Below are 16572 nucleotides of genomic sequence, written 5' to 3'. Positions count from 1 at the left end.
GATTAGATGAAGGTACATCTGCAGGTCGACGGCTCGCCGGTGCACGCGGCGGCGAGCGCCGCCGACATCGCCGCGACGGGCGCCGACGGCCTGTTCACCTTCGAGGGCCAGCACGACGTGTTCTTCCCGCTGATCCTCGCCGCCGGCGCGACCGGCCTGGACCTGATGACCAACGTGGCGATCGCCCCGCCCCGCAGCCCGCTGCACCTGGCGCACGCCGCCTACGACCTGCAGCTCTATAGCGGCGGCCGGTTCCGGCTCGGACTGGGCTCGCAGGTGAAGGCTCACATCGAAAAGCGCTACGGCAGTAAGTGGGAGCGGCCCGCGGCCCGGATGGCCGAAACCATCGCGGCGATCAAGGCGATCTTCGCGGCCTGGGAAGGCCACCGCCTGGACTTCCGCGGCGAGTTCTTCACCCACACCATCATGGCGCCCAACTTCAATCCGGGGCCCAACCCGTTCGGGCCGCCGCCGGTGCTACTGGGCGCGCTGGGCCCGGTGATGACGCGCACCGCCGCGGAGGTGGCCGACGGGCTGCTGGTGATGCCGTTCAACAGCGCCCGCCACTTCGCCGAACGCACCGTCCCCGCCGTCGCCGACGGGCTGCGCCGTGCGGGGCGACCGACCGACGGGTTCCAGATCATCGCCCAGGCCATGGTCGCCGTCGGCCGCGACGAAGCCGACCTGGCGGCCGCGATCGACGGTGTGGCGGCACTGATTTCGTTTTACGGCTCGACTCCGGCCTACCTGCCCGTGCTCGAGGCCGAGGGGTGGGCCGACGTCCAGCCCGAGCTCAACGCGCTGTCCAAGCAGGGCCGCTTCGCCGAGATGCGCCGGCTGATCGGCGACGAGGTGGTGGCCCGGATCGGGATCGTCGGCACCCCCGAGGAATGCGCGCAGCAGATCGCCGACCGGTTCTCCGAGCACGCCACCGAGGTGTGCTGCTACTTCCCGGGCTACACGCCGCGCACCGCGGACGTCGCCGACCTGATCGGCGCCTTGCACCGCACCCCGGCCCTGCGATGAGCCCCGATCTGACGGTCGACGTCGACGCGGGCGTGGCCGTGCTCACGCTCAATCGGCCCGAGCAGCTCAATGCCTACACCGCCGAGATGGGCGCGCTGCTGAGCCGCGCGTACTCCGACTGCGACGGCGACGACGACGTCCGGGCCATCGTGGTGACCGGGGCGGGCCGAGCCTTCTGCGCCGGGGCGGACTTCTCCGGCGACACAGGCCCATTCGACACCCCGGGCGAGGAGTTCTCGGCCTCACCGATCACCCCGGCAGCGTTCGAGCTGCGCAAGCCGGTGATCGCCGCGGTCAACGGCCACGCGATCGGCATCGGCCTGACCATAGCCTTGCAGGCGGACCTGCGCATCGTCGCCGAAGACGCCAAATACGGTGTGGTGCAGGTCCGTCGGGGAGTGATACCCGACTGCATGTCGCACTGGACGCTGGCGCAGCTGACTACGTTGGGGGTGGCGGCGGACATCCTGCTCACCGGGCGAACGTTCGGCGGCGCCGAGGCGGTCGCGCTCGGAGTCGCAAGCCGGGTGCTGCCCGCCGGGCAGGTGCTCGACCACGCGGTGGAGGTGGCCCGCGACATCGCGGTCAACGTGGCGCCGATGTCGGCGGCGCTGTGCAAGAGGCTGCTGTGGGACACCGCGATCAACAACTACACCCCGCGCCAGGTCGCCGCGCTGGAAACGCAGCTGCACCACCGCGTGATGGGCGGCGCCGACGCGCGCGAAGGGGTCGCCGCGTTCCTGGAGCGCCGGCCGCCGTCGTTCACCTCGCGGCTTTCCCGCGAGTGGACCGCGCTGCCCGAGCCCTGACCGAGCGGGCGGCTCACCTTGTGGCGCACAGCTTCTCGGAGAGCTCCCACCACTCGGCCGCACGCTGCTCGTCGCGAGCGTAAGGCGCCACCCTTTCGCTGACCCCGCAGTCCTCGAGATACAGCCCACCCCGGCCGGTCAGCTCGGGGCTGACCGCCGCCCACACCTGGGTGGCCGCACCACGGTCGGGTGTGATGACGTCGAGGAGGCCGCCCGCCGATTCGCGCAGCCGCGAGAAGTCCGCCCGGGACATGTGCCGGGCCAGCGAAGTGGCAACCGTGCCGGGGTGGACGGCGTAGGCGCGGATTCCCTTGTCGCGCAGACGTCGGTCGGCTGCTACGGCGTGCAGGATGTTCGCCGTTTTCGACGCGCCGTAGGCGACGAACTTGTCGTAGTCGCGACGCTCCCAGTTGGGATCGTCGAAGTCGACGTCACCCATGACGTGTCCGCCGGACGACAGGTTGACGATCCGGGCCTGCCCGTGAGCCCTGCCGGCGGCGGCGAGTTGCGGGACGAGGAGCCGGGTGAGTTCGAAGTGCCCGAAATGGTTGGTGCCGATCTGCATCTCGAACCCATCGCGCGTCCTGCCGAAAGGCGTGAACATCACTCCGGCGTTGTTCATCAAAACGTCGATGACCGGCGCGATGTCGCGGATTGCGCCCACCGCCGCCCGCACGCCGGCCAGCGTGGTGAGGTCGAGCCCGACGGTCGAGGTTTGCGCACCCGGCACTTCCGTCGCGATCCACTGGGCCGCCTCCGCCAACGCCGCCGGGTTGCGGGCGGCCAGGACGACGTGCGCGCCCGCGGTGGCCAGGGCCCGGGCCGACTCGCGCCCCAGCCCGGAGGATGCGCCCGTGACCACACAAACCTTGCCGGACAGGTCGATTCCGTCGACGACGTGCAGCGCGGTCGAATGCTCGGTCATGCCGGTACACGCTGCCACACCGCGGCGCGCTTCATCAGCCGCGGCGCCACGGCACGGTGCAACGGGCCGACGACGGCCCAGACCGCTCGCGCGGTGATCTGCGGCAGTACTGCACGCGCGTGGTGAGGCTGGCGCGCCGATCGTCCTGGCGTCGCAACGTCAGCTCGCCGTGCATGAGCGGCCCGCGCGCGGTCAGCACGAGTTCGTCGTCATCCGAACGCGTGATCGTCCAGCCGATGATGTGATCGGGCGACGAATACGGCCCGAGGCGGAACCCCAGCACGTGGCGGTGGATCCACGAGACAACGCCTCCGCCCGCGCCCGGCCGCCGCCCCACCGCGTCGCGGAATGTCTCCTCGGCTGTGCGCGAGTCGCCTTGTGGCAGCGGCACTTCGAAGACGTCCACGTAATCGGCGTGCTCGGCGGCCGCCGCAATGCGTTTCAGGGTCCACCGCGTGACGACGCGATGCCCGCCCGAGCCGATGACGAGCGTCCGGTAGATCTTCCCGTGCACGCTCGGGAAGGCCGCCCAGGTGGCCGCGCGCACGCGGGTGCGTGGGGGGTCGGCGAGCTCGTCCAGCTCGAACACCCAGCGGTACACCGCGAAGAGGTGGCGGCCCTTCAGCGCGAACCGCGCCGGCGGTCGCGCCTCGTCCAGCACGAAGCCGATCGGCACGGTCGACGGATCGCCGGGGTCCCGGCACATCACCCGCAACAGCGCCGACCACGTGTCCGCGCGCCCCGCGTCAACAGTTATGGCATGCTCATCGATATAGGATAATCGTTCCATATAGAAGGAATGTACTAGATCGTGGCACCTCCGCGGAAGCATGAAACCGATGTGATCCTCGACGCAGCCCGGGCGCTGGTGCTCGCCGGCGGACCGCGCGCGGCCAGCGTCGCGGCGATCGCCAAAACCAGCGGCGCGCCCGCGGGCACCCTCTATCACCGGTTCGGCAACCGCGACGGCATCCTGACGGCGGCGTGGCTGCGCGCGCTGGAACGCTTCCAGGCGCGGGCCCTGGCCGCCGAGGGCGAGACGCCGGCGGACACCGCGGTCGCCATGGCCGTGGCCGCCGTCAGCTTCGCGCGCGAGCTGCCGGACGACGCCCGGCTGTTGTTGACGATCCGGCCCGATGACCTGCTCGACGAGGAACCCGATGCGGCATTCCGGGAGACGCTGGCCGCGATGAACGCGCCGCTGACCGAGCGAATTGCGGTATTGGCCCGGCAACTGTATGGGAACACCAAGGCCCGGTCCGTCGACGCCGTCGCGCGAGCGGTCGCGGACCTGCCGTATGCCGTGGTCCGCCGCCACGCCCATGACGACCCGATGCCCCCCTGGCTGGAAAACGACGTCGCGGCGTCGGTGCTGGCCGTGCTACGGAGCTTTGGCGAAGGCCCGTAGCGACTCCACCTGCGCGGGATCCAGTGAGGGGCGCACGATTTGGCGTGCCGCCGCGATGTCCGCGGCCGTCACGTCGGTGGCATCGATGGATCGCCGCATCGCGGTGAGTGCCGCCTCCCGCAACAGTGCCACGCAGTCGGCGGCGCTGTAGCCTTCGAGCTCCGCGGCCACCTGGTCGAGGTCGACGTCGTCGCTCAGTGGGACGGATTTGCCTGCGGTGTGCAGGATTTCGCGGCGGGCGGCGGCATCGGGTGGTTCGACGAACACCCGCCGCTCCAGCCGGCCCGGGCGCAGCAGCGCCGGGTCGATCAGGTCCGGCCGGTTGGTGGCGCCCAGCACGACGACGTCGCGCAGCGGATTGACGCCGTCCAGCTCGGTCAGCAGCGCGGCCACCACCCGATCGGTCACCCCCGAGTCGAAGCTCTGCCCGCGCCGGGGCGCCAGCGCGTCTATCTCGTCGAGGAATATCAGGGACGGGGCCGAGTCGCGGGCGCGCCGAAACAGTTCGCGGACGGCCTTTTCCGAGCTGCCCACCCACTTGTCCATCAGTTCGGAGCCCTTGACGGCGTGCACGGACAGCCGCCCGGTGCTGGCCAGCGCGCGCACGACGAAGGTCTTGCCGCAGCCGGGCGGCCCGTACAGCAGCACCCCGCGGGGGGGTTCGACACCCAACCGGGCAAAGGTGTCGGGATGCTGCAGCGGCCACAACACGGCCTCGGTCAGCGCCTGCCGCGCCTCGGCCATGTCGCCGACGTCGTTGAGGGTGACGTTGCCGACGGTCACTTCCTCGCTTCCCGAACGCGACAGCGGCCGGATGACCGTCAGCGCACCGACGAGATCCTCCTGGTTCAGCTCGGGCGGCCGGCCGTCGGTGCTGGCGCGCGACGCCGCCCGCAGCGCCGCCTCCCGCAGCAGTGCCGCCAAGTCGGCGACCACGAAACCCGGTGTGCGCCCGGCGATCTCATCGAGGTCTAGGGCACCGGCGGGCACCTTCTTCAGCAGCGATTCCAGCAGCGCCTTGCGGGTGCCGGCGTCGGGCAGCGGCAGGCTCAGCTCCCGGTCGCACAGGTCCGGCGCGCGCAGCCGGGCGTCGAGCTGGTCGGGCCGCGCGGAGGTGGCGATCAACGCGACGCCCTCCGTCGCCACGGCGGTGCGAAGCTCGCCCAGGATCAGCGCGGCCACCGGCTCGGGGGTGGCCGGCAGCAGGGCGTCGACGTCGGTGATCAGCAGGACGCCGCCGCCGTCGCGGACGGCCTGCACCGCCGAGCCCACGGTCTTGAGCCGGTCTTCCGGCGCCAAGGCGCCCACCTCCGGGCCGTCCAGTTTCACCAGCCTGCGGCCGTCGCACACCGCGCGCACCAGCGTCACCTTGCCGACGCCGGCCGGACCCGACACCAGCACGCCGAGGTTGGCGCCGGCGCCCAACGACTTCAGCAGGTGCGGTTCGTCGAGCGCGAGCTTGAGCCACTCGGCGAGCTTGGCGGCCTGCGGCTGCGAACCCTTGAGCTCCTCGACGACAGTCTCCGGGCTTGCGACGTCGACCAGTTCCAGCGAGGGTGGCGCGCCGCCGGCAGGGACGCCCACCCCCCAGGTGACCAGCGAGTTGGGCTGGACGCTGACCGGTCCCGCGGGGTCGACGGCGGTGACGGTCAACAGCTCCGACGTCCAGCTGATGCCCACCGAGGCGGCCAGCGCGCGGGTCGCGGCCGACGTCGACGTGCCCGGGCCCAGGTCGCGCGGCAGCAGCGACACGGCGTCGCCGACCGTCAGCACCTTGCCGAGCAAGGCCTGCCGCAAGGTGACCGGCGAAATCGACTGGCTGGCCAGCGTCGAGCCGGACAGCGTCACCGATCGCGCGCCGTAGACGGTGACCGCGCTGACGATCACCGCGGTGTCCTCACGCAGCCCGGCGTTGGACAGCGTCACGTCGTCGAGCAACACGGTTCCGACCGGGGTGTCCGGGCCGGCCAGGCCCGCGACCGCCGCGGTGGTGCGCGAGCCCGTCAGCGACACCGCGTCCCACTCCCGGATGCCAAGTGCGGCAACCGCACTCGGATGCAGACGGACGACGCCGCGGCGTGAGTCGACGGCGGAGGTGTTCAACCGCGCGGTGAGTGTGAGCTGACGGGCCGCACCCTCGCCCTGCCGGCTCATCGCAGGCGCCCACCCGGTTTGTGCAGACCCAGCCGCGCCATCGACCGGCGGTTCGGCTGTGCCCGGCGGATCGCGCGCCGCGCGGCGCGGCGTTGCTTGGGTTCGTCGGCCCACGCCTCGGGGTGCGCGGCCAGCCAGCGCTGGTTGCGGACCGCGAACGGGACGTGGCAGAGGTAGGCGATGATGATGACCCAGATCAGGACGTAGGGCGCCAGCACCGCTGCGGCCGCGCAGATCGCCAGCAGCGCCAGCAGCGGGGCGGCCCAGCTGGGGGGCACCGCCGCGGCGTGCATCTTGCGCATCGGAATCTTGCTGATCATCAGCATCGACGTCCCGGTGATCCAGATGCACAGGAACGTCGTGGAGGTCCACCAGCCCTCACCGAACTGCAGTTTGAGTCCGATCAGCCCGATCATCGACACCGCGCCCGCCGGCGCCGGCATGCCGACGAAGAACTCGTGCGTGTAGGCGGGCTGGCTGCCGTCGTCCTGCAGCGCGTTGTACCGCGCCAGCCGCAACACGACGCACACCGCGTAGAGCAGGATCACCACCCAGCCGGCCGGCGACTTCGTCAGCAGCGTCACATAGAGCACGATCGCCGGTGCCACTCCGAAGTTCACCGCGTCGGCCAGCGAGTCGATCTCCTCGCCCATCCGCGACTGGGCATCCAGGATGCGGGCCACCCGGCCGTCCAGCCCGTCCAGAATGGCGGCCGCGGCGATCAATGCCATCGCGGCCTTGGGCTGGTGCTCGAGGGCGAATCGGATCGAGGTCAGACCCGCGCAGATGGACAGCACGGTCATCGCGCTGGGCAGGATCTGCAGGTTGACCGACGGTCTGCCGCGCGGCTTGCTGATCATGACAGCTCGGCCAGCACGGTTTCGCCTGCGATCGCGCGCTGGCCCACTCCGACCAGCGGTTCGGCGCCCGCCGGCAGATAGGTGTCGAGCCGGGAGCCGAACCGGATCAGGCCGTAGGTGTCACCGATCGTCAGCTTGTCCCCGACGCGCGCGTCGCAGATGATGCGCCGCGCCAACAGCCCGGCGACCTGCACCGCCACCACCTCCGCGCCGGTGGGCGTCCGGATCCGCAGGCTGGTGCGCTCGTTCTCGGTGCTGGCCGCGGCCAGGTCTGCCGAGCCGAAGCGGCCGGGCCGGTGCTGCACGGCGATCACCTCGCCGCTCACCGGGGCGCGCTGCACGTGGGCGTCCAGCAGCGAAAGGAAGATGCTGACCCGCGGCAGCGGCGTCTCGCCCATGCCGAGTTCGGCGGGCGGGGCGGCGGAGTCGATGACGCACACCACCCCGTCGGCGGGCGCGACGATCGCGCCCGGCCGCGTCGGCGGCACCCGCGGTGGATGGCGGAAGAACCCCGCGCACGCACCCGCCGCCAGCAGTCCGGCCCGTCGAATCCAACGGTGCCTGCGTCCGGCCAGCGCCACCGCCAGACCGGCGGCGATGAACGGGCGGCCGGCCGGGTGTACCGGCGGAACGGTCGAGCGCACCAACTCCAACGCGTGCCGCGGGCTGAACGTTGGATCCTCGGCCGTGGGGCCGATAGGGCGGGGGCGTCGTGCCACGCGGCCATCTTACGAAAGGTGTGGCTGGTTGGTTCTCGCCCGCAGGGGGAACGCCCACCTTCGATGTGCATCCGAACGACGAGTGGGCACCGCAGCTGCGCCGCGCCAAGATCGCCGTCACCGCCCCGCGGCCTAAGTCTGATTGCCCGCCTCCTCAACACCCCGCTGCGCGGGCTGCATCGTCGCCGGCCTGAATCAAGCGAGGTCCCAGACCTGCAGCTCGGTCCCGGCCGACACCTCCACGACGTCCTCGGGGATGTCCAGCAGCACGTTCGCCGACGCGAGCCACCGCAGGTGATGCGAGGCCGGCGGGCCGTAACTGGTGACGGTGCCGGTGTCGCGGTCCAGCACCGCGCGGCGGAATTGCCGCTTGCCGCGCGGCGAGGTCAACGACTCGGTGAGCACGGCGGCCCGGTGCGGGCGTTCCGGGTCGGGCAGGCCCATGGCTTTGCGCAGCGCGGGCCGGATGAAGACCTCGAATGACACCAGGGCGCTGACCGGGTTGCCGGGCAGCGTGACGATCGTCGCGCCTGCCACCCGGCCGATGCCTTGCGGCATCCCCGGCTGCATCGCCACCTTGACGAACTCCACACCCTGGTCGCCTTCGCGGCCGAAGGCGTCCTTGACGACCTCGTAGGCGCCGGCGCTGACCCCGCCGCTGGTGATGATCAGGTCTACCTGGTCGGCGTACCGGTCGATGAGCGAGCTGAACTGTGCGACATCGTCTTCGGCGGTCGCCACCTCGACCACGTCGGCGCCGGCGTCGCGAACCGCCCCGGCCAGCATGATCGAGTTGGACTCGTAGATCTGCCCCGGCCGCAGCGGGCGGCCCGGCGGCACCAGCTCCGACCCGGTCGATATCACCAGCACCCGTTGGCGTGGGAGGACCGGCAGCTCGGCCATTCCCAGTGCCGCGGCCAGGCCGAGCACGGCGGGTGTCACCACCTGGCCGCGCCGCAACACGGTGGTGCCGGGGGCGACGTCCTCACCCGCGCGCCGGATGTGCCTGCCGGGCTCGCGCGGCGCGCGGATCGACACGACATCCACACCACCGTCGGTGTCTTCGACCGGCACGACGGCCGTCGCCCCGGCCGGCAGCGGTGCGCCGGTCATGATGCGGTGCGCCGTGTTCGGCTGCAGGGTCAACTCGTCGGTGCGCCCGGCGGGAATGTCCTCGGCGACCTTGAGCACCACCGGGTCCTCGGGTGTGGCGCCGGCGGTGTCCTCGGCGCGCACCGCGTATCCGTCCATCGCGGAGTTGTCGAAGACCGGCAGCGCCAGCCGCGCGACCACGTCGTCGGCCAGGACCAGCCCTTGCGCCTCGGCCAGCGCGGCGGTGACCGCGGGCCGGGGACGGATCAATTCGGCTACGACTCGCTGATGTTCTTCGACCGACCGCACCCGGCCATTATCGGCCCGTCAGATTCCGCAGGTGACCCCGGTGAGTTGTTCGGACACGGACCAGAGCCGACGCTGCAGCTCCTCGTCGTGGGACTGCTTGTCGACGTAAAGTCAAGAACGTGATTACCGGAATGGCCCACATCGGGGTGTGCGTTCCGGATTGCGAGGCCGCCGTGGCGTTCTACCGCGACGTGTTGGGCCTGCGTGTGCTCTCGCCGCCGTATGTCATGACCGGTAACGCCATTCGCAACGACATGGGCGAGCTGGTGGGCGATCCCAGCATGAAAGCGGCCATCGTGGGATTCGAAGGCGACGGCGATCGGGTGCTCGAGGTGATCGAATACCTCGGCGCGGAAAGTTCCGATCAGCGCAGCCGTGCCGCCCTCACCGATCACGGGCTGTCGCACGTCGGGCTGATCTGTGAGGACATCGACGCCACCCGGGCGGAGCTGGAGAGCAAGGGCGTGCGGTTTCTGGTCAGCGGAATCGCGGAGGTGGCGCGGGTCCGCACCACCTGGTTCGTCGACCCCTGGGGTGTGGTGTTCATCCTGGTGGAGAAGAGCCGCCCGCAGCGACCGTACTACGCGCAATGGGGTCTGAATGGGTGAGCAGCCGACCGTCGGGATCATCGGCGCGGGCGCCGGCGGCATCGCCATGGGCATCCAGCTGGCCGAGGGCGGCTACGAGTTCACCATCTTCGACCGGGCCGACGGATTCGGCGGGACCTGGCGCCACAACACCTTTCCGGGGGCGGCATGCGACGTCCCGTCGCACCTGTACTCGTATTCCTTTGCGCCCAACCCGCGGTGGAGCAAGACGTACGCCAACCAGCCCGAGATCTTGGCCTACCTCGAGGCGGTGGCGGGCGGGCACGGGCTGGGCGCGCGCCTGCGGGCGAACACCTCGATTGCCGCCGTGCGCTGGTCGGACTCCCGGCGCCGTTGGACGCTGACCGACGACGATGCTCGCGAGCACGAGTTCGACGTGGTGGTCAGCGCCGTCGGGATGCTCGACGTGCCGCACATCCCGGACATCCCCGGGGCACAGCGGTTCCGGGGACGCCGATTCCATTCGGCGCGTTGGGATCACAGCAAGTCGACGGCCGGGGAGCGGGTGGCGTCCATCGGGACGGGCGCCAGCGCGATTCAGTACGTGCCCGCGATCGCGCGAGAGACCGCGCATCTGACCGTGTTTCAGCGGACGCCGATTTGGATCGCGCCCCGGTTCGACTTCCCGTTCACGCCCGAGCAACACGAGCTGTTCGAACGCGAGCCCGCCATGGCACAGAAGCTGCGCGACGAGGCCTTCGACGCCTACGAGTCGTCCAGCTTCGATGTCGAGGCCGCCCAGACGCGGGAGGCCACCGAGCTGGCCCGCAGTTACCTCATGCGCAAGGTCGCCGACCCCGAGCTGCGGGCCAAGCTGACGCCGGACTATCCCGCCGGCTGCAAGCGGCCGCTGATGTCACGCGACTGGTACCCCACGTTCGCGTTGCCCAACGTCTCCCTGGAGACGACCGCCATCGCCGAACTGACCGAACGGGGAGTGCGCACCGTCGACGGCGTCGAGCACCGCGTCGACACCATCATCTACGGCACCGGGTTCAAGGCGGCCGACTATCTGGCCAGCATCGACGTGTACGGAACCGGCGGCCGGCAGCTGCGCGACGACTGGAGCGACGGCGCCGAGGCGTACCTGGGCACGCTGGTGGCCGGGTACCCGAACTTCTTCACGCTGTACGGCCCCAACACGAACGGCGTCAACTCGATCATCTACATCCACGAGGCGCAGACGACCTTCATCCGCCACATCCTCGACCGGATGAACGGCGGCGGCGCGCACACCGTGGAGGTGACGCCCGACGCGCAGCGCCGCTACAACGACGAGATACAGGCCGCCATGGCGGGCAAGGTCTGGCTCGCCTGCAACAACTACTTCCGGCATCCCAGCGGGAAGGTGGTCACGCAATTGCCTTACAGCGGGCGGACTTTCTTCGAGCGCACCCGCGAGCTGGTCGACGCCGATTACCGCTTCGACGCCGATTACCGCTTCGACCGGTAGTTAGCCGGGGGCCTGCGCCGTAGCACGCGGACCCTGGCGGACGCGGTCGGCGCCGCCTGCCGGCGGCGGCCCCTCGAGGGCGCGGCGGCCCGACCGGGCAGCCCGCGGCTCAAGCCGCGGCGGCTCGGTCGCTTGACCCGCTCCGCGGTCCGGATCGGGGCGCTGAACGCCGTCTCGACCTTCATCCGCAACCACGCCGCGGCGCGCTTCGACCTCACCTGCACGGCCAAACCCTACGTCGCACCCGTGCCGCGAATCGGTGCCCGGCACCGAAAGTTCGCTCACCATTAACCCGACTACTGCACCCAATAGTTGTCGTGGCGAACGAACCACTCCCTGCGTTCGTCGTCGGTCATGTCGGCCAGTGCCGCGAAGCCCTCGAAGTAGGCCTCCCGCGGCGCGCCCGGCGCGAAGAGCATCAGGATCGACGCCGGCTCGTCCGCCTCGTTGCGGAAGCCATGGACGCCGCCGGGCGGGACATAGAGGAAGTCGCCTTGGTGCCCCTCGGCCCACTCGGTGCCGTCGTACAGCTTCATCGTCCCGGACAGCACGAAGAACGCCTCGGACATCGCCCGGTGGAAGTGCGGCCCCGGCCCGCCGCCGGTGGCGGGGATGTCGACCCGGTACAGCCCGTAGTCGCCGTCGGTCGCCTGTTGGTTGGCCAGGTAGTGGTACTTGACCCCGCCGGTTTCGTAATCGGGCGGCGAGCCGGCCGGCTTGAGCCAGGCACTGACCTCCGGCTGGTCCTCGGTGTATCGGGGCGGGGGATAGGGCGGCACGACGAGGGACATGCCTCCAGTGTGCGGCTATAGCATCGCCAGGTGGCGGGATGGACGGCGCAGGAAGAGATTCGGGCGGAACGGCTGCTCGACGCCCAGGCGAAGGCGGAGCAGCTGTTCGGCGAGATCGAGCGGCGCGCGATGATCCGCCCCGGCATCTCAGAACAGCAGTTGTCCGACGAAATCAACCAGCTCGCCGCGGAAATGCTCGGAGTCACCCGACACTGGCATCGGCGGATCGTGCGGGCCGGCGAGAACACGCTGCAACCCTTCAACGAGCGTCCGCCGGACCGGGTGGTCGCCGACGGCGACATCGTCTTCCTCGACCTCGGACCGATCTTCGCGGAGTGGGAGGCCGACTTCGGCCGCACCTTCGTGCTGGGCGACGACCCGGACAAAACATCGCTCCGCGACGCGCTGCCCCGGGTGTGGCAGGCCGGCCGCGAGTACTTCGACCGGCGCCCGGACGTCACCGGCGCCGAGCTATACGACTTCGTCGTCGGGGTGGCGCACGCCGAGGGCTTCGAGTTCGCCAGTTCCATCGCCGGTCACCTGGTCGGTGAGTTCCCGCACAAGAAGATCGCCGGCCCCGGCGTCGAGTGGTACATCATGCCCGGGTCGGACAAGCCGATGCGGCGCACTGACCCGACGGGACGCGCGTGCCATTGGATCCTGGAGATCCATCTGGCCGATCGGGCCCGCGGCTTCGGCGGTTTCTACGAGCAGCTACTCGACTTGCCCTAGTGCCGATCGCAAGCGCGGCGCATGCGCCGGGCGCGGCGGGTCGGCACCATCGACCTCAGCTGACGGGATACGTGACGCCAGTGAGCTCCTCCGAGACCGCCCACAACCGCCGCTGCACGTCGACGTCGTGGGACCGGTCGTTGGACCCCACGAGCTTGGGGTAGCCGCGTTGTTGGGCGAACCCGTCGGGGCCGTAGTACTGGCCCCCGAGCACGCCGGGGTCGGTGGCGGCGCGCAGCGTCGGAAGGGCGCCCATATCCGCTCCCTGGAAGAGTGGTTCGACCACGGCCGTGAGGGCCCCCACCACTGCGGGCAGGTTGCGGGTCAGTTCGGTCCGCGAGCCGCCGGGGTGGGCGGCCACGGCGATCGTCGTGCCGTGTGGCGCGAGCCGCCGCTGCAGTTCGTAGGTGAACAGCAGGTTGGCGAGCTTGGCTTGCCCGTAGGCCCCCACCCGGCTGTAGCCGCGTTCCCATTGCAGGTCATCGAAGCGGATCCGCCCGAAGCGGTGGCCCATGCTGCTGACCGTGACGACCCGCGAGCCGGCGACCGGCAACAGTCGGTCCAGCAGCAGGCCGGTGAGCGCGAAGTGGCCGAGGTGGTTGGTGCCGAACTGCAGCTCGAAGCCGTCCTTGGTGGTGCCCTTCGGTGTGAACATCACGCCCGCGTTGTTGATCAGCAGGTCGATGCGGTCGTGCGCGGAGCGCAGCTGCTCGGCCGCGGCGCGGACGGACTCCAGCGACGTCAGGTCGAGCTCGGCCAGCGCGACGTCGGCGTGCGGGCTCCTCGCGGTGATCCGGGCCGCGGCGTCCTTGCCCTTGTCGAGGTTGCGCACCGCCAGCACCACGTGGGCGCCGTGGTCGGCGAGCGCCAGGGCGGTCTCGTAGCCGAGGCCGGTGTTGGCCCCGGTGATGACGGCGACCCGGCCGGTCTGGTCGGGGATGTCCGCGGCGGTCCACTTGGCCATGGGAAGCTCCTAAGCTAGTAAGGTAAACGGGGCGAGCGCTCCGGTTGTTCTTCACTATACGGAACGCGCGCCCCGCTTTGTCAACCGATCGGAGGTGAACAGATGGCGCAACCCGCACGGCCGCTGCGCGCCGACGCGGCGCGCAACCGGGCGCGCGTGCTGGAGGTCGCCTACGACACCTTTGCGGCCGAGGGCCTGTCGGTGCCGATCGACGAGGTCGCCCGGCGCGCCGGGGTCGGGGCCGGCACGGTCTACCGGCACTTCCCGACCAAGGAAGCGCTCTTCGCGGCCGTGATCGAAAACCGGATGCAGCGGCTCGTGGACGACGGCCACACCATGCTGGAAACCGAGGGCGCCGGTGAGGCACTGTTCGCCTTTCTGCGCTCGATGGTGCTGCAGTGGGGGGCGGCGGACCGCGGCCTGGTCGACGCCCTGGCCGGGTACGGAATCGACATCGCCTGCGCGGCGCCCGAGGCCGAAGACGCCTTCAAGGCCATGCTCGGCGAGCTGTTGCGCGCCGCGCAGGACGCGGGCACCGCGCGCCGCGACATCGATATGCGGGATCTCAAGGCAATCCTCGTCGGATGCCAGGCGGTGCAGGCCTACGACGCGGCCCTGGCGGAGCGGGCGACCAACGTCGTCATCGACGGTTTACGCGTGCAGCGATAAGGCCTAACTGTTCTTGCACTCGGCATAGGCGAGTGCTAAGAATGACGTTGGCACTCGCGACTGGCGAGTGCTAGGTCGGGACGGTGAGACCAGCAGACACCTGGGGTCGTCCGTCGCGGGCACTGCACCCGGCCAGCGTAAGTAATGGGGTGGCCACACGCGGTCACCCGGTGTCATCCCCGATCCGGAGGAATCACTTCCCAATGTCCAAGATAATTGCGTACGACGAAGAGGCCCGTCGCGGCCTCGAGCGGGGCCTGAATGCCCTCGCCGACGCGGTAAAGGTGACGTTGGGCCCCAAGGGCCGCAACGTCGTCCTGGAGAAGAAGTGGGGTGCCCCCACGATCACCAACGATGGTGTGTCCATCGCCAAGGAGATCGAGCTGGAGGACCCGTACGAGAAGATCGGCGCCGAGCTGGTCAAGGAAGTCGCCAAGAAGACCGACGACGTCGCCGGTGACGGCACGACGACGGCCACGGTGCTGGCCCAGGCCCTGGTCAAGGAAGGCCTGCGCAACGTCGCGGCGGGTGCCAACCCGTTGGCTCTCAAGCGCGGCATCGAGAAGGCCGTCGAGAAGATCACCGAGACGCTGCTGAAGTCGGCCAAGGACGTCGAGACCAAGGAGCAGATCGCCGCCACCGCGGCCATCTCCGCGGGCGACCAGTCGATCGGCGACCTGATCGCCGAGGCGATGGACAAGGTCGGCAACGAGGGCGTCATCACCGTCGAGGAGTCCAACACCTTCGGCCTGCAGCTCGAGCTCACCGAGGGCATGCGGTTCGACAAGGGCTACATCTCGGGCTACTTCGTCACCGACGCCGAGCGTCAGGAAGCGGTCCTGGAAGACCCCTACATCCTGCTGGTCAGCTCCAAGGTGTCGACCGTCAAGGACCTGCTCCCGCTGCTGGAGAAGGTCATCCAGGCCGGCAAGCCGCTGCTGATCATCGCCGAGGACGTCGAGGGCGAGGCGCTGTCCACCCTGGTTGTCAACAAGATCCGCGGCACCTTCAAGTCGGTGGCGGTCAAGGCCCCCGGCTTCGGTGACCGCCGCAAGGCGATGCTGCAGGACATGGCCATCCTCACCGGTGGTCAGGTCGTCAGCGAGGAGGTCGGCCTCTCCCTGGAGACCGCCGACATCTCCCTGCTCGGTAAGGCCCGCAAGGTCGTCGTCACCAAGGACGAGACCACCATCGTCGAGGGCGCCGGTGACACCGACGCCATCGCCGGACGGGTGGCCCAGATCCGCCAGGAGATCGAGAACAGCGACTCCGACTACGACCGCGAGAAGCTGCAGGAGCGCCTGGCCAAGCTGGCCGGCGGTGTCGCGGTGATCAAGGCCGGGGCGGCCACCGAGGTGGAGCTCAAGGAGCGCAAGCACCGCATCGAGGACGCGGTCCGCAACGCCAAGGCCGCCGTCGAGGAGGGCATCGTCGCCGGTGGTGGCGTGGCCCTGCTGCAGGCGGCTCCGTCCCTGGACGAGCTGAAGCTGTCCGGCGACGAGGCGACCGGCGCCAACATCGTCAAGGTGGCGCTGGAGGCTCCGCTCAAGCAGATCGCCTTCAACTCCGGGCTGGAGCCCGGCGTTGTCGCCGAGAAGGTCCGCAACTCGAAGGCCGGCACCGGCCTGAACGCGGCCACCAACGAGTACGAGGATCTGCTCAAGGCCGGCGTTGCCGACCCGGTCAAGGTCACTCGCTCAGCGCTGCAGAACGCGGCGTCCATTGCCGGGCTGTTCCTGACGACCGAGGCCGTCGTCGCCGACAAGCCGGAGAAGGCGGCCGCTCCCGCGGGCGACCCGACCGGCGGCATGGGCGGTATGGACTTCTAAGTCCAACAGCGAAAAGTCCCCTTTACGAAAGAGCCCGGTCCCCTTGTGGGGCCGGGCTCTTTCGCGTGCGCCGAGCGCGTGGGCTATGAACGAAATCGAGGCGGTTCCCGTGCGCGGGGCCCACACTCGGCGACCGGTAGGTTCGACTCAGTGTCAGGGTGAGGTTGCCGCGTGGTGCGGTGGTTGGATCCTGATCACCTGGTGTCTGGCTCGTAGGCTCGGTG

The 16572-nt window shown here is 70.1% G+C and carries 16 protein-coding genes and 1 pseudogene; 9 read left to right on the top strand and 8 right to left on the bottom strand.

The window, feature by feature from the left end:
* Nucleotides 1-6: 6 nt before the first annotated feature.
* Both AWC17_RS04705 and AWC17_RS04700 read left to right on the top strand, forming a co-directional pair.
* The gene (locus tag AWC17_RS04705) at nucleotides 7-1026 is read left to right on the top strand and encodes a TIGR03617 family F420-dependent LLM class oxidoreductase (protein ID WP_046185803.1); all 1020 of its coding nucleotides are present in this window, start codon (nucleotides 7-9) and stop codon (nucleotides 1024-1026) included.
* Complete coding sequence (locus AWC17_RS04700; protein WP_046185804.1) at nucleotides 1023-1835, top strand: enoyl-CoA hydratase-related protein; 813 nt, start codon at nucleotides 1023-1025, stop codon at nucleotides 1833-1835. The genes AWC17_RS04705 and AWC17_RS04700 overlap by 4 nt, the downstream gene beginning before the upstream one ends.
* Before the next feature lie 13 nt (nucleotides 1836-1848).
* On the opposite strand, the gene AWC17_RS04695 is transcribed toward AWC17_RS04700, so the two are convergent.
* Nucleotides 1849-2760: an SDR family NAD(P)-dependent oxidoreductase gene (locus AWC17_RS04695; RefSeq protein WP_046185805.1), complete on the bottom strand. Its 912-nt coding sequence runs from the start codon at nucleotides 2758-2760 to the stop codon at nucleotides 1849-1851.
* Nucleotides 2757-3550: pseudogene (locus AWC17_RS04690) on the bottom strand (DUF2867 domain-containing protein). Before AWC17_RS04690 ends, AWC17_RS04695 begins: the two are co-directional and overlap by 4 nt.
* 21 nt (nucleotides 3551-3571) lie before the next feature.
* On the opposite strand from AWC17_RS04690, the gene AWC17_RS04685 reads away from it, so the two are divergent.
* The gene (locus tag AWC17_RS04685; protein ID WP_085164326.1) at nucleotides 3572-4168 is read left to right on the top strand and encodes a TetR/AcrR family transcriptional regulator; all 597 of its coding nucleotides are present in this window, start codon (nucleotides 3572-3574) and stop codon (nucleotides 4166-4168) included.
* Here the strand turns inward: AWC17_RS04685 and AWC17_RS04680 are convergent.
* From AWC17_RS04680 to moeA, 4 genes are all read right to left on the bottom strand, one after another.
* Nucleotides 4142-6322: an AAA family ATPase gene (locus AWC17_RS04680; RefSeq protein ID WP_047322699.1), complete on the bottom strand. Its 2181-nt coding sequence runs from the start codon at nucleotides 6320-6322 to the stop codon at nucleotides 4142-4144. The genes AWC17_RS04685 and AWC17_RS04680 overlap by 27 nt on opposite strands.
* On the bottom strand, nucleotides 6319-7182 hold the full coding sequence (pssA, locus tag AWC17_RS04675) for a CDP-diacylglycerol--serine O-phosphatidyltransferase (RefSeq protein WP_046187269.1): 864 nt from the start codon (nucleotides 7180-7182) through the stop codon (nucleotides 6319-6321). Before pssA ends, AWC17_RS04680 begins: the two co-directional genes overlap by 4 nt.
* Nucleotides 7179-7901: a phosphatidylserine decarboxylase gene (locus tag AWC17_RS04670; protein WP_047322698.1), complete on the bottom strand. Its 723-nt coding sequence runs from the start codon at nucleotides 7899-7901 to the stop codon at nucleotides 7179-7181. Before AWC17_RS04670 ends, pssA begins: the two co-directional genes overlap by 4 nt.
* A 195-nt stretch (nucleotides 7902-8096) precedes the next feature.
* Nucleotides 8097-9302, bottom strand: coding sequence for a molybdopterin molybdotransferase MoeA (gene moeA / locus AWC17_RS04665; RefSeq protein ID WP_046186192.1), 1206 nt, complete (start codon nucleotides 9300-9302; stop codon nucleotides 8097-8099).
* A 119-nt stretch (nucleotides 9303-9421) separates the two neighbouring features.
* Here moeA and AWC17_RS04660 point away from each other — a divergent pair, with 119 nt between their 5' ends.
* The 3 genes from AWC17_RS04660 (at nucleotide 9422) to AWC17_RS32520 (ending at nucleotide 11654) form a co-directional block, all read left to right on the top strand.
* On the top strand, nucleotides 9422-9910 hold the full coding sequence (locus tag AWC17_RS04660; RefSeq protein WP_052742825.1) for a VOC family protein: 489 nt from the start codon (nucleotides 9422-9424) through the stop codon (nucleotides 9908-9910).
* Nucleotides 9903-11363, top strand: a complete 1461-nt coding sequence (locus tag AWC17_RS04655) for a flavin-containing monooxygenase (RefSeq protein WP_046186190.1) — start codon at nucleotides 9903-9905, stop codon at nucleotides 11361-11363. Before AWC17_RS04660 ends, AWC17_RS04655 begins: the two co-directional genes overlap by 8 nt.
* A 132-nt stretch (nucleotides 11364-11495) precedes the next feature.
* The gene (locus tag AWC17_RS32520) at nucleotides 11496-11654 is read left to right on the top strand and encodes a hypothetical protein (protein WP_156174201.1); all 159 of its coding nucleotides are present in this window, start codon (nucleotides 11496-11498) and stop codon (nucleotides 11652-11654) included.
* 5 nt (nucleotides 11655-11659) lie between these two features.
* On the opposite strand, the gene AWC17_RS04650 is transcribed toward AWC17_RS32520, so the two are convergent.
* A complete protein-coding gene (locus tag AWC17_RS04650; RefSeq protein WP_046186189.1) occupies nucleotides 11660-12154 on the bottom strand; it encodes a cupin domain-containing protein in 495 nt (164 codons plus the stop codon).
* Between the two features lie 30 nt (nucleotides 12155-12184).
* Between AWC17_RS04650 and AWC17_RS04645 the strand changes: the two genes are divergently transcribed.
* Nucleotides 12185-12886, top strand: coding sequence for a M24 family metallopeptidase (locus AWC17_RS04645; RefSeq protein WP_046186188.1), 702 nt, complete (start codon nucleotides 12185-12187; stop codon nucleotides 12884-12886).
* A gap of 55 nt (nucleotides 12887-12941) precedes the next feature.
* Here AWC17_RS04645 and AWC17_RS04640 read toward each other — a convergent pair whose 3' ends face one another.
* A complete protein-coding gene (locus AWC17_RS04640) occupies nucleotides 12942-13850 on the bottom strand; it encodes an SDR family NAD(P)-dependent oxidoreductase (protein ID WP_046186187.1) in 909 nt (302 codons plus the stop codon).
* A gap of 102 nt (nucleotides 13851-13952) precedes the next feature.
* Between AWC17_RS04640 and AWC17_RS04635 the strand changes: the two genes are divergently transcribed.
* Nucleotides 13953-14519, top strand: a complete 567-nt coding sequence (locus AWC17_RS04635) for a TetR/AcrR family transcriptional regulator (protein WP_047322695.1) — start codon at nucleotides 13953-13955, stop codon at nucleotides 14517-14519.
* A gap of 203 nt (nucleotides 14520-14722) precedes the next feature.
* Nucleotides 14723-16348, top strand: coding sequence for a chaperonin GroEL (gene groL / locus AWC17_RS04630; RefSeq protein WP_046187105.1), 1626 nt, complete (start codon nucleotides 14723-14725; stop codon nucleotides 16346-16348).
* Nucleotides 16349-16572 lie beyond the last annotated feature (224 nt).

This window comes from Mycobacterium nebraskense (assembly GCF_002102255.1).
GTDB classification, from domain to species: Bacteria; Actinomycetota; Actinomycetes; order Mycobacteriales; family Mycobacteriaceae; genus Mycobacterium; species Mycobacterium nebraskense.
This window is presented reverse-complemented; position numbering and strand designations above follow the sequence as displayed.

Excerpts from the sequence above, each read along its gene's own strand:
- AWC17_RS04655 (WP_046186190.1), top strand. The coding sequence starts at position 9,903 with ATGGGTGAGCAGCCGACCGTCGGGATCATCGGCGCGGGCGCCGGCGGC.
- pssA (WP_046187269.1), bottom strand. The coding sequence starts at position 7,182 with ATGATCAGCAAGCCGCGCGGCAGACCGTCGGTCAACCTGCAGATCCTG.
- AWC17_RS04640 (WP_046186187.1), bottom strand. The coding sequence starts at position 13,850 with ATGGCCAAGTGGACCGCCGCGGACATCCCCGACCAGACCGGCCGGGTC.
- AWC17_RS04705 (WP_046185803.1), top strand. The coding sequence starts at position 7 with ATGAAGGTACATCTGCAGGTCGACGGCTCGCCGGTGCACGCGGCGGCG.
- AWC17_RS04700 (WP_046185804.1), top strand. The coding sequence starts at position 1,023 with ATGAGCCCCGATCTGACGGTCGACGTCGACGCGGGCGTGGCCGTGCTC.
- AWC17_RS04680 (WP_047322699.1), bottom strand. The coding sequence starts at position 6,322 with ATGAGCCGGCAGGGCGAGGGTGCGGCCCGTCAGCTCACACTCACCGCG.
- AWC17_RS04635 (WP_047322695.1), top strand. The coding sequence starts at position 13,953 with ATGGCGCAACCCGCACGGCCGCTGCGCGCCGACGCGGCGCGCAACCGG.
- groL (WP_046187105.1), top strand. The coding sequence starts at position 14,723 with ATGTCCAAGATAATTGCGTACGACGAAGAGGCCCGTCGCGGCCTCGAG.
- AWC17_RS04650 (WP_046186189.1), bottom strand. The coding sequence starts at position 12,154 with ATGTCCCTCGTCGTGCCGCCCTATCCCCCGCCCCGATACACCGAGGAC.
- AWC17_RS04695 (WP_046185805.1), bottom strand. The coding sequence starts at position 2,760 with ATGACCGAGCATTCGACCGCGCTGCACGTCGTCGACGGAATCGACCTG.